At 63.7% G+C, this 13,756-nt stretch carries 12 protein-coding genes; 5 read left to right on the forward strand and 7 right to left on the reverse strand.

What is annotated here, in order from left to right:
* Nucleotides 1-28: 28 nt before the first annotated feature.
* The 3 genes from ahcY to ABIE35_RS03225 form a co-directional block, all read right to left on the reverse strand.
* The gene (gene ahcY, locus ABIE35_RS03215; protein ID WP_354512425.1) at nucleotides 29-1,507 is read right to left on the reverse strand and encodes an adenosylhomocysteinase; all 1,479 of its coding nucleotides are present in this window, start codon (nucleotides 1,505-1,507) and stop codon (nucleotides 29-31) included.
* Nucleotides 1,508-1,552: 45 nt separating this feature from the next.
* Nucleotides 1,553-1,771, reverse strand: coding sequence for a Trm112 family protein (locus ABIE35_RS03220; protein ID WP_354512426.1), 219 nt, complete (start codon nucleotides 1,769-1,771; stop codon nucleotides 1,553-1,555).
* A 144-nt stretch (nucleotides 1,772-1,915) separates the two neighbouring features.
* Nucleotides 1,916-2,293 (reverse strand): DUF3499 domain-containing protein, encoded by a 378-nt coding sequence (locus ABIE35_RS03225; RefSeq protein WP_354512427.1) that lies wholly within the window; start codon nucleotides 2,291-2,293, stop codon nucleotides 1,916-1,918.
* A gap of 142 nt (nucleotides 2,294-2,435) precedes the next feature.
* On the opposite strand from ABIE35_RS03225, the gene ABIE35_RS03230 reads away from it, so the two are divergent.
* Nucleotides 2,436-2,954: a metallopeptidase family protein gene (locus ABIE35_RS03230; protein ID WP_354512428.1), complete on the forward strand. Its 519-nt coding sequence runs from the start codon at nucleotides 2,436-2,438 to the stop codon at nucleotides 2,952-2,954.
* Nucleotides 2,955-2,961: 7 nt separating this feature from the next.
* Here ABIE35_RS03230 and ABIE35_RS03235 read toward each other — a convergent pair whose 3' ends face one another.
* The 3 genes from ABIE35_RS03235 to ABIE35_RS03245 are packed head-to-tail and all read right to left on the reverse strand — an operon-like array spanning nucleotide 2,962 to nucleotide 8,520.
* On the reverse strand, nucleotides 2,962-4,599 hold the full coding sequence (locus ABIE35_RS03235) for a DUF5719 family protein (protein WP_354512429.1): 1,638 nt from the start codon (nucleotides 4,597-4,599) through the stop codon (nucleotides 2,962-2,964).
* Nucleotides 4,592-7,945, reverse strand: coding sequence for a glycosyltransferase (locus ABIE35_RS03240; protein WP_502921350.1), 3,354 nt, complete (start codon nucleotides 7,943-7,945; stop codon nucleotides 4,592-4,594). The genes ABIE35_RS03235 and ABIE35_RS03240 overlap by 8 nt, the downstream gene beginning before the upstream one ends.
* A 29-nt stretch (nucleotides 7,946-7,974) precedes the next feature.
* Entirely contained in the window at nucleotides 7,975-8,520 is a 546-nt protein-coding gene (locus ABIE35_RS03245; RefSeq protein ID WP_081733423.1) for a WhiB family transcriptional regulator, read from the reverse strand.
* Between the two features lie 377 nt (nucleotides 8,521-8,897).
* Between ABIE35_RS03245 and ABIE35_RS03250 the strand changes: the two genes are divergently transcribed.
* The gene (locus ABIE35_RS03250) at nucleotides 8,898-9,593 is read left to right on the forward strand and encodes a TIGR03089 family protein (protein WP_354512430.1); all 696 of its coding nucleotides are present in this window, start codon (nucleotides 8,898-8,900) and stop codon (nucleotides 9,591-9,593) included.
* Here ABIE35_RS03250 and ABIE35_RS03255 read toward each other — a convergent pair.
* Nucleotides 9,580-10,143 (reverse strand): GtrA family protein, encoded by a 564-nt coding sequence (locus ABIE35_RS03255; protein ID WP_207596812.1) that lies wholly within the window; start codon nucleotides 10,141-10,143, stop codon nucleotides 9,580-9,582. The genes ABIE35_RS03250 and ABIE35_RS03255 overlap by 14 nt on opposite strands.
* 192 nt (nucleotides 10,144-10,335) lie before the next feature.
* Between ABIE35_RS03255 and ABIE35_RS03260 the strand changes: the two genes are divergently transcribed.
* From ABIE35_RS03260 to ABIE35_RS03270, 3 genes are read left to right on the forward strand one after another with little or no spacing between them, the layout of a single operon-like run.
* Nucleotides 10,336-11,523: a 5-(carboxyamino)imidazole ribonucleotide synthase gene (locus ABIE35_RS03260; RefSeq protein WP_354512431.1), complete on the forward strand. Its 1,188-nt coding sequence runs from the start codon at nucleotides 10,336-10,338 to the stop codon at nucleotides 11,521-11,523.
* Nucleotides 11,520-12,083, forward strand: a complete 564-nt coding sequence (gene purE, locus ABIE35_RS03265) for a 5-(carboxyamino)imidazole ribonucleotide mutase (RefSeq protein WP_089594181.1) — start codon at nucleotides 11,520-11,522, stop codon at nucleotides 12,081-12,083. The genes ABIE35_RS03260 and purE overlap by 4 nt, the downstream gene beginning before the upstream one ends.
* Before the next feature lie 20 nt (nucleotides 12,084-12,103).
* Nucleotides 12,104-13,720, forward strand: coding sequence for an LCP family protein (locus ABIE35_RS03270; RefSeq protein ID WP_354512432.1), 1,617 nt, complete (start codon nucleotides 12,104-12,106; stop codon nucleotides 13,718-13,720).
* Nucleotides 13,721-13,756: the final 36 nt, after the last annotated feature.

Here is a 13,756-nt window from a genome sequence, read left to right on the forward strand (position 1 = left end):
CCATCGATTTGGGTAGTGCTGGCCCGCTTTAGTAGCGGTAGTGCTCCGGCTTGTACGGACCGGCAACGTCCAGGTCCAGGTAATCGGCCTGGTCCTTGCTGAGTTCTGTCAGCTCCACACCCAAGGCGTCCAGGTGGAGCCGCGCCACTTTCTCGTCCAGGATCTTCGGAAGCACGTAAACCTGCTTCCCATACTCGCGTTCGCCGGCGGGCTGGTCCTTCTTGGTCCAGAGTTCAATCTGCGCGATGGTCTGGTTGGCGAAGGAGTTGCTCATCACGAAGGACGGGTGTCCCGTGGCGTTGCCCAGGTTGAGGAGGCGTCCCTCGGACAGCACGATGATGGACCGCTCGGAATCCGTACCCTCTTCAAACACCCATTCGTGGACCTGGGGCTTGATCTCCACTTTCCTGACACCCGGGATCTTGGCCAGGCCGGCGATGTCGATCTCATTGTCGAAGTGGCCGATGTTGCCAACGATCGCCTTGTTCTTCATGCCCAGCATGTGCTCGGCCATGATGACGTCCTTGTTGCCAGTGGTGGTGATGAAGATGTCACCCTGGGCCAGAACCGTCTCCAGCCTGGCAACCTGGTACCCGTCCATGGCGGCCTGCAGGGCGCAAATGGGGTCGATTTCAGTGACGATCACGCGCGAACCCTGGCCACGCAGGGCCTCTGCAGCGCCCTTGCCGACGTCGCCGTAGCCACAGACGACAGCTACTTTGCCACCCATGAGGACGTCGGTTGCACGGTTGATGCCGTCGGGAAGGGAGTGGCGGATGCCGTACTTGTTGTCGAACTTGCTCTTGGTGACGGAGTCATTGACGTTGATGGCCGGGAACAGGAGCTTTCCCTGCTCGGCGAGCTGGTACAGGCGGTGGACACCGGTGGTGGTTTCTTCCGTGACACCCTCGATGCGGGCCGCAAGACGGGTCCACTTCTGCGGATCAGCTGCCAGGGTCCTGCGGAGGAGGTCCAGGATGAGGACGTATTCTTCCGGATCCTCCTCAGTGGCGGTGGGAACGGCGCCGGCGGCCTCGAAATCCACGCCCTTGTGCAGCAGCAGCGTGGCGTCGCCGCCGTCGTCGAGAATCATGTTGGGGCCCAACTCCGGGTTGGTGTCGGCGCCGGGCCAAGTGAGGATCTGCTCCGCAGTCCACCAGTATTCCTCCAGCGTCTCGCCCTTCCAGGCGAAGACCGGAACACCCTGCGGATCTTCCGGGGTTCCCTTACCGACCACGACGGCGGCAGCGGCTTCGTCCTGGGTGGAGAAGATGTTGCAGGAAGCCCAACGGACTTCAGCGCCCAGGGCCGTGAGGGTCTCGATGAGGACCGCCGTCTGGACGGTCATGTGCAGGGAGCCGGCAATCCGGGCGCCCTTGAGCGGCTGCGAGGCACCGAATTCGGCGCGGAGGGACATCAGGCCCGGCATCTCGTGCTCGGCAAGGCGAATCTGGTGGCGGCCAGCCTCCGCAAGGGTGATGTCAGCCACTTTAAAGTCGAAAGTCATGAAAGTCCTTAGGGGTACCGTGCGGATTGAGTGAAGAAGTGTGCATTAAGCCTTGGAATCGTGCTGGCCGGAGGTGGCTGCATGGGCCGCGGCGAGGAGCTCCGGCGGCAAGAGCAGCGGGATGCCGTCCTCGATTGCGTAGCGGAGCTTTTCCCCGTTGGAGTCTCCAGCGGTGGAGACCAGCTCCTCGCCCTCCTGGACCAGCGGTGAACCCGACACGGGGCAGCGCAGGATGGACAACAGTTCAGGACTGACCTTTGGCATGAATGATGCTCCCTGGGTGGCGCCGTCATGGCGCAGGTGGCGGATGTTATCTGCAGATTCCAGACTACCGCGCAGGATCAGCCTGCTGAGAGCAGGGCGAAGAATTGCGTCCGAAGCAGAAGGAGAACTCCAGCGCGACCCAGGTCAGGACGGTTCGCGGAGGACGCGCAGGTGGCCGCGTCGGGTTCCCTCGATCGCTGCAGGTGGCTCCATCTGCGCGTGGCTGTGCCGGGCAGGAGTTTCGGGAGCCGCTGAAGCCGCCTCGCGGACGGCATTGGCAAGAGCCAGGAGGTCGTCGGGCCCAGGTTCAGGCGGCGTGGCAGGCATCGCCAGGCGCAGGACTTCCCAGCCACGCGGGACCGTCAGGCTCTCTGCGTGCTGTGAGCAAAGATCATAGGCGTGCGGTTCGGCGTACGTGGCCAAGGGACCAAGGACGGCGGTCGACTCGGCGTACACGTACGTCAAAGTGGCCACCGCCGACTGGCGGCAGGCTGATCTTGAACATTGACGAATAGCACCCACAACATCCCAGATTAGCGCCAACTTGCGGCAGAGTTGCGCATTGGCCGCCCGTGGCTCCCTGAACCCGATGGCTCAGCAGCAACTCCGGCGCGCTGCAGGCCATGATGTCGCGCTGGCGGTTCCTCGGGACTAAAGTCGATATATGCAGTCACAGCCACATGTTCCCGGATTCAACATCCGGTGGACTGACGCCGATGGCGATCAGGCAGAGCAACACGCCGGTTCGGGTGTGCGCGGTTTCCGGCGGCGCCGGCGCAACCGGCATGGGCGGGGACTTCGCGGAGAGCTGATGCTCCCCAGCCTTCCCGGCTTCCGCACCCGCGCAGAGCGCTTTGATGACATGGTGCTGGACTCCGCAGAGCGGCTTCAGGACATGTGGGGCAAGCAGCTCGACGGCGTCCTTTTTGCCGTCGACGAGATCCCACCCAACCTGGAACAGCTTGTTGCCATGGGAAGCACCGCTCCCCTGGGCTCGTATACGCCCGGTAGTCGCGGCGAAGCCCCCATGATCACGGTTTACCGCAGGGTAGTGGAACAAGGCTGCACCACCCGCGAGGAACTGCAGGACCTGGTGCATGACGTCGTGGTGGAGTACACAGCTGAAATGCTGGGCGTGCCCCCGGAGACGCTGGATCCCGTATACCGCCGCCGGTATCAGTAGCACCCCGCTAGTAGCCCACGGAGACAGGAACCTTCTCGAGTCCCGCGGCTGCGTCCTGGATGGCTACTACCGAGATATCCGGACGGCCTTGCGTGCCAAGGACCAGTGCGCCATAGATGGGGTCACCGGAGGCTGACACTATATATCCCGCTACCACCGAATCGCCGGACTTTGAGGGAAGTTCGATCAACGAGGTGGTACCGCCGGACATGTCAACGTCTACGGATTTGCCCACTGCGCCGTCTGCGGTGACGGGGGCATAGGTGACCGTGCCCCGCCCTTCGGGGACACCGAAACTCAGGTACCGCTGACCGTTGCGTGGAACGGCCACGAGGTGCTGGCTGCCGAGACGGGCCGAGGCGGGCGACCACGCGAAGTCAGTGGCTTCCTCCGCTTTGGCTCCCCGCGTAACCCGGGCCGAAGCCACGAAGGCAACGTCTGAGCTGGCCCGGACGGTGTAGGTGCCGGCAGGGATGCCTTCCAGGTTCACGGTGGCTACTGATCCGCCTTTGACCGTCACCACTCCGCCGCTGGGAATCTTGCGTTCGCCGTTGGCCCCGTACAGGCTGACCTGCACTACGGCATCGGTGGAGCCGGGAACGGCGATCTGCAGGGCCGGTGCTGCGTCGGCGAAACCGGGCTTGGTGGCGAGCGCCTTTGTAGCCGCCGGATCCTGGAAATCGACGCCGGACATGACCTGCAGGCTAGAGGCCCCTGAGCCCGGCGAAAGGTATTCGACGCCGCCGGGAGCGAGGCCGCGCAATACGCTTTGCTGAATGGTCGCAGCCACCGGTCCACCCGTGCTGCGAACATGGACGGCAAGTTCGCTTTCGCTGGGGGCCAGGCCTGCGAGGTTCACCGAGCGAGTGGTTCCTGGAGCAACAAGGAGTCCGCGTGCCCCCGGCGCCTGGATCTGGCCCTTCTCCCCAAAGAGGTCCAGGTTCACCGTGGCCGGAGTCTCCGAAGCGTTGCTCAGGTTCAGGACTGCCGTACGGCCCACTGCAGTGTTGGCCCCCAACAGCCAGGCGTCGTTTCCCGGCGATTGGCATTGGGCTGAAGCCAAGCCGCGGAGATCTCCATCAGTGGCGGCGTAGCTGAGATTGGCAGCAAGGGAGGCCTGCTCATTCCCCAGGGGATCGGCTCCCACCACGGCCGGAGCCGTCACCGGGGAAATCGAGGCCACACCGGCAGACAACACTGGTGGTCCGGCCGTTGGCGTGGGAGTGCTGGCCGGCGCTTTGGCGATCTCAGCAACTGCGTCACCTTCCAGCGACGTCACCTTACTTCCAGGAACCGTACCGGCCGGATTACTCAGCACCACTGCGTTGAGGGCGCTGACGGCGGTAGTGGAGACGGGGCTGAACTCTGCATCCGTTCCCACCACCGTTCCATTGACCAGCCTCGCAGGTTCCGGGCACACACCCAGTGCGCGGCCTGCCGGAACATCGGCCTGCCGGATGTCCATGGTGGTCCCGCCGGATGGTTCGGGCATCATCGACGTCGCCGCAACAGCACCACCACCGGCGGCCAGGATGACCACTGCGGAGAGCACACCCGTGACGACGCCCCGGTTGGAACTTCGCGAGCCCTTGCTGGAACTGCGCGACGGTTTTTCGTCCACAGGCTGCTTCTGGTCCTCAGACACTGCTGTACTCCTTACGGAGGGAAACTTCATCCCTCGACATGCCGGTTCGGGTGCGCCGCGCTGGCATCGGAATGGCCAACAGAAGCGTCAGCCCGATCACCACGGCCTGCAATATGCCGAACCACAACGCCCAAGGGTTGGTATAACGGACTTCCAGCTCGCCGCCGTTGGCCGGGAGGTCAAAGGCCTGCGACCATCCGGACGTGGCAGTCTTGAGTTGCTTTCCATCCATCGAGGCCGTCCAGCCGGGATCGGACCGTTCGGCAAGAACAAGCTTGCGGCCCTCGCCGCCCGCAGGGACCGTAGCGTCCACGGACACTTCTTCTGCCGGCAGATTGGCCATCGTCTTGCCCTCGGCATCAACGATCCTGACGCGGTGCGCGGTCTCAGCAGCCGTAGCGGCAGGCTGGTTCCGTGGCGAGACACGCCACAGCCATCCGGCGTCGGTCTGCCCAACGGCAACCAGGCCCGGGACGGCGTCGATCCTGCTCGCAGTCAACTGGGCAGCGTTATCAGCAGCCTTCAGGACCACGAATCCGGCTCCCAGCTGTTCCAGGTCTGCGCGCGGGTCCACTCCACTACTGGCCACAATGGTGGCCACTGCCCGCCGAAGCGAGGCTGTGGCGGCGTCGTCGTCCACAATTTCTTCGCGACCCGGTGCACCGATGATGGTGCGTGCCGACGCGATGGTAGACAGGCTGTCCAGGGTGGTACCAGCGCCGCGCATCAACGAGGACGTAAACGCGCCCTGCTCGCCGCTGGTGATGACCAGGGTGCGGGTACGTTCCGGGCCTTGTCCGCGATCGACGGCGGTGGCCGGCAAAGTGCCGTAGTCCACCGGCCAAACCTGGCGTTCGGCCCCAAGGGACGACGTCGGTTCGGCTGCGTTGGGTGACGTCGACATCCCGGGCGCGGGCGAAGGCTGAAGGACGTTCTGACCTGCCCAGGCGCCCATACCCGCAAGTGGCCCAGCCACGAGGAGCGTCAGGACCAGCCCGGAAGCCACGCGCCGCATGGGCAGCTTTGGGCCACTGGAATCGGTCATACGGCGCGGCGCGGAGAAGAGTTTGTCGGCGCCAATAACCGCAGCACCGAGCAGCAACATGCCGGCCGCTGACACCGCAGGGCCGGTAAAAGGTCCAACGATGACGTTGTTGTTGACGCCGGTGGCTACGTGCCCCACCAACCAGCCACTTGCCAAGGTGGCCAGTGCGGCCACCCAGAACACCCTTGCCAAGGCCGTCCGCTTGCCGGGCAGGAACAGCGCCGTCACTGCCAGAATCAGCACCGGCGCACTGACCAACAGCGCCAGCAGCAAAGCCCAAGGCACGGCGCCCGGGCCAAAGAACGCCAGGCCGGTCAGGCCGCCGTCGAGGTCGAATGCCAACGGCTGTCCGAGCAACTGCTGCCAGAGCGGCGCGGCTTCGAAGGTCAACGGCAGTCCGGGATCAGCCAGCAGGGCACGGGGCCTGTCCAGCACGGAAATTCCGTACGGCACGAACAAAGCAACTGTAGGCAGGAGTGACCACCACAGCGTCTTTCCGCGCTGCCCCAGGATGACCGCAGCAAGGATCACCGCGACAACAATCGGCCCCAAGAGCGATGGTGCCGAGGCGGTCACAATGGCCATGACCAGCCCTCCGCCCGCGGCAGCGGTCCAGGACGGTGTCCCGTTGATGCCCGGCTTTCCGAGAATCGGAGCAGGCCGCCTGCTCTGTGAAGAGACAGGGTGTGAATGCACGTGGCCGATCGCCGATCCGGAGGCGCGCAACAGTGCCAGCAGCAACAGCGGCATCATCACATGGGCCACCAAGGCGCCCGCGCGGCCCTCATTGATCGCGACCAGCAGAGAAGGGGCGGCAGACCACGCCAGGGCAGCAACCGTCCGGAAACGACGCTTGGTGGTCAAAGCGCCCGCGGCGAACCATGCGCCGACAGCGGACAGCGGCATGGCAAGGATCAGCAGCCAAGCCATGGCCGAGTTGCCGTCTCCTCCGCCAAAGAGGGACAGCAGCCACAGCACGTAGCCGAAGGGATCCCCGTGCCCCGGCAATCCTGCGCCGAGGGAAATCCACCAGGTGGAGGCATTGGCCCAGATGTCTCCAGGCGTTGCAGAGAGCGGGATGAGGCCGCCACCGGCCACGACGCCGGAGCGGAGCAGCCCAAGCAGTCCAACAAACGCAGCGGCAAAGGCCAGCAGGGCCGCCGCGACGGCGCCTGTTCCTACCCAACCGCGTTCGTTGGTTGCCAACGACGCGAAGTCGTCCGGGGCATCTCCACTGGGTTCGGGTGCCAGAAGGTCCGAAACCGCGGACGGGTCGTCACTGGGGCGGATTGCCTCCAGCAAAGACCGCCTGTTGGATCGGACTTCGCGGGTTGATGTTTGCAGGCCGCGGACCACCGAACGGTGCACACGGCGGGTGCTTGCGGCAACCCGGCGGCCCCGCGCAATGGCCACCGGCCGAACCAAGGCGGCAACGGTTGCCGTGAACTGCGAGAAGCCGTATCCCGGTTCCTTGACCAGAATGCTCAGCATAAGTCGAACGATGGCACCGAACAGGGCTCCCGCGGCCTGGAACGGAACCTTCCACCAGGGAGCGTGCTTGAGCCGCAGATGAATTTGGGCTTTGCGCGCGGCTGAGGAGGTGCCCAAACCATGGGGCCGGTGCTCCACGTGGAACATCCTGGCGCTGGGAACCACCACCACGCGATTGCCGGCCAGCCAGTTCCGCCAGCAGAAGTCCACGTCATCGCCGCTGCCGGGCAGCGCAGGATCAAAGCCCTGCAGCAGCTCCCAGACATCGCGGCGGATCAACATCCCGGCAGAATTCACGGCGAAGGTGTCTGTGCGGGCGTCGTATTGCCCCTGGTCTACTTCGTCGGCATCGATCAGGGTCAGGCGCTCGGCCCAGCGGCTCGTGGAGAGTCCTACGTCCACCAGATGCCGCTCATTGTCCCAACCGAGTTGCTTGCAACCGGCCACTGTTACCGAAGGGGCCCGTTCCACAGCGTGCAGAAGTTCCGCCAAGGCGTCGGGTGCCGGAGCGGCGTCGTCGTGGAGGAGCCAGATCCAGTCAACAGAGCCGGCGTGGTATCCACGGTCATCGCCGCCGGCAGCCTCGCCTGTGGCCAGCTCTTGGAGGCCCGCCTGAACGGCTGCGCCAAAACCGGATTTCGCCTGCTGGAAGGTGGCGACATTGCCCTGGCCGAAAGCTTCGCGAAGCATGTCCAGCGAATTGTCCGTGGAACCTGTATCAATGCCAATGGCGGCATCTGCCGGACGTGTTTGGTCCGACAGTGCCGCCAGTGTCCTGGGGAGATAGTCGCCGCCGTTGTGGGAGACCACAACGGCGGTAACGTGAACTTCCTTGAGAATTAGACCGCTCGCTTCCTTAGCCGACGACGCTCCCGCTCAGAGAGTCCGCCCCAAATACCGAACCGCTCATCATTGGCGAGGGCATATTCCAAGCACTGCGAACGGACGTTGCACGCCCCGCAGACTTTCTTGGCGTCCCTGGTGGATCCACCCTTCTCCGGGAAGAAAGCTTCCGGATCGGTTTGTGCACACAGTGCATCAGTCTGCCAACCAAGTTCGCCTTCGTCGTCGAAGTCACCTTGGCCCGGAAGGCCGATCCATACGGGCTGCCCCGGTGTTTCCAGCGGACGACGCACCTCCATGGGAGGGTCGTCCAGGTCTTCTTCCGGCCCTGCAGGCAGATCGCCGATCAGCGCCTCATGTGCAGCCAGGAGGGCAGTTGCCTGATCCTCCAAAGAGTCCTGCACATTCTGGTTGTAGCGGTCAGCCGCTTCCGGATCCGCTGGGTCGACGTACCAATCTCCCGGCACTTCCCGCGAACGGTATTTCACCGACGCATGTTCTGCGACGACTGCATCTTCCTGGATACGCAACGCTTGCCCCATGGCGTCCCTCCTGATTTTGCAGCTGCTGCGTGGATGTGTTTCCGATTCCCGGCGACGTTCCGGATATCTGTGCAGCGGCGTTTGATTACTAATTACACGCGTGTAACTACCCGTCAGTCAAGCTGCGCCGGGATAATAATCAAGAATCCGCACAAACGTGGGATGCGCCACGCCCAAGATTTTGCCCGTGCCGCTGCGTGTCTCCGCGGCAAACGCGTGGTTCGGATCGATTTACGTGAACTTTCATTGAATTTCCGCGGAAAATTAAGCCTGCCGACGTGAGGCGCCCACCGACTGGAGAAAATACCATGTGTCGCAATTCACAATCCCGGTGATAATCCCCGGACGGGGTGGGGCCACCGTGGCAAGATTGACGCATGAGCATCCCGGCAGCAAACCTGATGACCGCCCTGCGATCCGGCCATTCAACCTCACCACGGCTCACGTGGTACGGGCCTGACTCCGAGCGGGTGGAGCTGTCGGGCCGGGTCCTGGACAACTGGGTGGCCAAGACCAGCAACCTCCTGCAGGACGAGCTGGACGCGGAACCCGGCATGACCATCCGGCTGGACCTCCCCGCGCACTGGAAGTCATTCGTCTGGGCGTTGGCTGCCTGGCAGCTTGGCATGGAGGTGGTCTTTGACCGCACCTCCGCGGATCTCCTGGTCACCGACAATCCCAACGACGGCGACGGGTCCGGCTTCGATGCGGTGGTGGCCGTACCGCTCGCGGCACTTGCGATGCGTTGGCCCGGCGAGCTGCCATCCGGCGTCGTGGATTACGCGGCGGAAGTCCGCTCCCATGGCGACGTCTTTATGGCGCACAACGAACCTGCCCCGGATTTGCCCGCAGTGCGGGGTGCCTCGGAACTCACACACGAAGCCCTCATTGAGGAATTTGCCGCTGGCCACGAACCCGGCGTCCGCCTGCTGGTACGGGCAACAGAAGGCCTGGAGAAATGCCTGGCATCATCGCTGGGCGCGTGGAACGGCGACGGCTCGGTAGTGCTGGTGCACCCTGACCTCGAGGTGACCGAGCACCTGCTGGAGAACGAGCGGGTCAGCCGTTCTTAACGGACGGCAACTCGCCGGTGCCGGGGTTGGCAGCTCCGGCCTCGCTCTTGGCTTTGTGGTGGAGTTCGATGATCTCGTGGTCATGCGAGAACTCGGGCTCGGCATCCAGTTCTTCGTTGAACACCCAAAAGCGGTAGGCGAAGAAGCGAAAGATGGTGCCCAGGACAAGGCCTACTACGCTGCCGGCGATGAACAGCGAGGGCTTGTCGTTCAGGTCCAGGATGTACTTGGCGAACCACACGCAACCGGATGCGATCAGGAGCCCCACCAGGTTCATGATGGCGAACAACACGGCCTCACGGACCACATTCGCCTGTTTGCGGTGGCGGAATGTCCAAAAACGGTTTGCGACCCACGAGAAAACACTTGCAACGATGGTTGCTATTGCCTTGGCCCACACTTCGCTGCCGTGCATCGGTCCGGAGAACAGCCAGATGAAAACGGCCGAGTCAATGACAAAAGCAACACCGCCGACGGCGCCGAACTTCGCTACTTCGCGCCAGAAAAGCGAGGCGAGTCCGCGGATGCGATCTGCAAGTGTGGTGATCATGACCCTCCATGGCCGTTGAAAAGGTGGGCCGATGGGCCAAGTTCATTTTAGCCCCGATTTCCCCGCACTGCCTTTGAGGTGACTGTGAGAACGCCGATATTGGCGCCCTCATGCTGCCGGAAGCTGTGGAAAAAGCAGCCGCAGGGGCGGCAGAATCAGTGATCACGCCACCGGTTCGGTAGGCTGAACCTTGTGACTTTTCCAGTAATTGGCGTTGTTGGCGGCGGCCAGCTCGCACGAATGATGGCTCCGCCCGCTACCGCCCTGGGCTTCGAACTCCGTGTTTTGGCTGAGGGTGAGGACGTTTCGGCTGTTGCCGCGGTGGCAACGGCCCCGATCGGCGACTACAAGGACCTGAACGCTCTCCTTGAGTTCTCCAAGGGCCTGGACGTGCTGACGTTCGACCACGAGCATGTCCCCACTGAACACTTGCAGGCCCTTCTGGATGCCGGCGTCAACGTCCAGCCCGGCCCCGACGCGCTGGTCAACGCTCAGGACAAGCTGGTGATGCGGGCTGCGATCGACCGCCTCGGCCTTCCCAATCCAGAGTGGTCCTCGGTCAACGGCATTGAAGAGCTGGTGGCTTTTGGCGACCGCATCGGCTGGCCCGTTGTCCTGAAGACACCACGCGGCGGTTACGACGGCAAGGGTGTCAGGATTGTCCACTCGGCAGAGGACGCTGCGTCCACCGCCGATTGGTTCCAGGCCATGAGCCCTTTGCTGGCAGAGGCCAAGGTGGACTTCAGCCGCGAACTCTCGGCGCTGGTCGCACGCACCCCCAGTGGCGAATCGCGGGCCTGGCCCGTGGTCCACACCATCCAGGTGGACGGTGTCTGCGACGAAGTCATCGCACCGGCCCAGAACATCCCCGTTGAGGTGGCCGCTGCCGCCGAGGAAGCTGCTTTGCGCATCGCCAACGAGCTTGGCGTCACCGGCGTCATGGCTGCAGAGCTGTTTGAAACGCCGGGTGTCGGAGCAGGCTTCCTTATCAACGAACTTGCCATGCGCCCGCACAATACAGGGCACTGGACGCAGGACGGATCCATTACAAGCCAGTTTGAACAGCATCTTCGGGCTGTGCTGGACCTGCCGCTCGGCGCTACCGATGCGCTGGCGCCCGTAGTAGTCATGAAGAATTTCCTTGGCGGCGAGAACCAGGACCTGTTCAAGGCCTTCCCCATGGCGTTGGCCTACGAGCCCGCGGCCAAGGTCCACTCCTATGGCAAGTCCGTTCGCCCCGGCCGCAAGATCGGCCACGTGAACCTCGTGGGCAACTCGGTCTCCGACGTCGACTCTGTCCGCCAGCGCGCCACGGTCGTGGCCAACATCATCCGCGACGGCCGCAAGCCCGAGCAGACCACCCTTGAGGAGACCGCATGACGTCAGAAGCAACAGCCCCGCTGGTAGGGCTCGTGATGGGTTCGGATTCAGACTGGCCCGTCATGGAAGCTGCAGCAGACGCCCTGGCAGAATTCGGTATCCCCTTTGAGGCGGACGTCGTTTCTGCGCACCGCATGCCGACTGAAATGATCCGCTACGGCCAGACTGCCCACGAGCGTGGACTGCGGGTCATCATCGCCGGCGCAGGCGGCGCGGCCCACCTCCCAGGCATGCTGGCCTCGGTGACTCCGCTCCCCGTGATCGGCGTCCCCGTGCCCCTCAAGACCCTGGATGGCATGGATTCCCTGCTGTCCATCGTCCAGATGCCTGCCGGTGTCCCCGTGGCCACGGTCTCCATTGCCGGGGCCCGCAACGCCGGACTCCTTGCTGTCCGGATGCTGGCCTCGGGAACGGACGAACTCGCCGCGAAGCTCCGCGCAGATCTGCTCGATTTTGCCCAGGAGCTCAATGATGTCGCCAGCAAGAAGGGCGAAAACCTGCGTCGCAAAGTAGAGGAAGTCTTCTCCCCTGCCAACGCTTCAGACCGGGGCTCCCGCTAGGAAGGCAGCGGTTGACTACCATGCACAAGACTTCGAATCAGCCCGGTTCCGCCCTGACTGATCCCGTCCGCTATCCGTCCGGGGCCAGCGCCCCGGTCCGGACCAAACGCGCCTTCGTGCTGGTGCTCCTCACGCTCTTTATCCCCGGCAGCGCACAGATTGTTGCCGGGGACCGAAAACTTGGCCGGGTGGCGCTGCGGGTCACGCTCACCGTGTGGGCAGTGGCGCTGGTTATCCTGTTCATCGCGTTGGTGAACCGCACCGTGTTGCTCAGTATTTTTACCCATCCGATCGGTTCTCTCTTCATCATCGTGGTGCTTGTGGCTTTGGCTCTGGGATGGGCCTATCTGTTCCTCAACACCTTGCGGATCATCAGGCCTGCCCTGCTGGCTCCGGGGATGCGACCCATCATTGCCGTGGTCCTGGCAGTCTCTACAGTGCTTGCCAGCGGCTCGCTGGGTTACATCGCCTACGTCCTGAACGTCAGCCGGAACGCCATCGGCAGTATTTTCAACGCCGGACCGGCCATCGATCCCGTGGACGGGCGTTACAACTTCCTCATGATGGGTGGCGACGCCGGGGATGACAGGACGGGCCGACGCCCGGACAGCCTCTCCGTCATCAGTGTCGACGCCAAGACCGGCGAGAGCGCCATCATCTCCGTACCCCGCAATCTTCAGAACGCCCGGTTCAGCGAGGGCTCACCCATGCGTGAGATCTACCCTGAGGGCTACAACTGCGGCGACGAATGCCTCATCAATGCCGTCAATACCGAGGTCACCAACAACTACCAGAACCTCTACCCCGGCGTTGCCGATCCCGGCGCCCAGGCCACCTTGGAGGCGGTCTCCGGCACGCTCGGAATCACTGTCCAGGCGTACGTCCTGGTGGACATGGATGGCTTCGCCAAACTCATCGACGCCATGGGCGGCATCCGCATCAAGGCCGGCGGATGGGTTCCCATCAGTGGCCCCGTCACTGATGAAGCCAATGGAATCCATGGCATGCCGGACGGCTGGATCCCGGCCGGTGACCAGCACCTGGATGGCTTCCATGCCCTCTGGTACGGCCGCTCCCGCGAATTCGTGGACGACTACGCCCGCATCGCCCGCCAGCAATGCGTACAGCAGGCCATGCTCAAGCAGTTGGATCCGGCCACCCTCCTGACCAAGTTCGAGGACATCGCCAACGCCGGGACCAAGGTTGTTGATTCCAATATTTCTTCCAACCAGCTGGGCAGCTTTGTGGACCTCGCCCTCAAGTCCAAGAACCAGCCGGTCAAGCGGCTCACCATCGGCCCTCCGGACTTTGACGCATCCTTCTCCACCGTGCCCGACTTCGACCTCATCCACTCCAAGGTCCAGGAAGTCCTGGCGTCGTCCGACGCCCCCAAGGCAGATGACGCCGTCGTATCCCCCAACGGCGCTGCCGTCGGCACCATCGTGGCTGCCGGACCAGTTGCAGGGCGCCTCCCCGCAAGCCAGCTTCCCTCGCCGTCGGCCGATTTCACCCCGGTGACCACTACACCGGACGGCACCCCGATCACCATCGAACTGCTGAACGGCCTCAAGGCCCAGGGCGATGAGCAAGGCATCCGGGATCTCGTAGCCACCAACGGACAGTGCGCACCGCTGTAAGCGTGCCGGTCCCCTCCACCCCACGTCCAGCGCAAC

It is taken from the genome of Paenarthrobacter sp. 4246, from assembly GCF_040546855.1.
In the GTDB taxonomy this organism is placed as follows: domain Bacteria; phylum Actinomycetota; class Actinomycetes; order Actinomycetales; family Micrococcaceae; genus Arthrobacter.

Excerpts from the sequence above, each read along its gene's own strand:
- ahcY (WP_354512425.1), bottom strand. The coding sequence starts at position 1,507 with ATGACTTTCGACTTTAAAGTGGCTGACATCACCCTTGCGGAGGCTGGC.
- ABIE35_RS03220 (WP_354512426.1), bottom strand. The coding sequence starts at position 1,771 with ATGCCAAAGGTCAGTCCTGAACTGTTGTCCATCCTGCGCTGCCCCGTG.
- ABIE35_RS03230 (WP_354512428.1), top strand. The coding sequence starts at position 2,436 with ATGCAGTCACAGCCACATGTTCCCGGATTCAACATCCGGTGGACTGAC.
- ABIE35_RS03245 (WP_081733423.1), bottom strand. The coding sequence starts at position 8,520 with ATGGGGCAAGCGTTGCGTATCCAGGAAGATGCAGTCGTCGCAGAACAT.
- ABIE35_RS03250 (WP_354512430.1), top strand. The coding sequence starts at position 8,898 with ATGAGCATCCCGGCAGCAAACCTGATGACCGCCCTGCGATCCGGCCAT.
- ABIE35_RS03255 (WP_207596812.1), bottom strand. The coding sequence starts at position 10,143 with ATGATCACCACACTTGCAGATCGCATCCGCGGACTCGCCTCGCTTTTC.
- purE (WP_089594181.1), top strand. The coding sequence starts at position 11,520 with ATGACGTCAGAAGCAACAGCCCCGCTGGTAGGGCTCGTGATGGGTTCG.
- ABIE35_RS03270 (WP_354512432.1), top strand. The coding sequence starts at position 12,104 with ATGCACAAGACTTCGAATCAGCCCGGTTCCGCCCTGACTGATCCCGTC.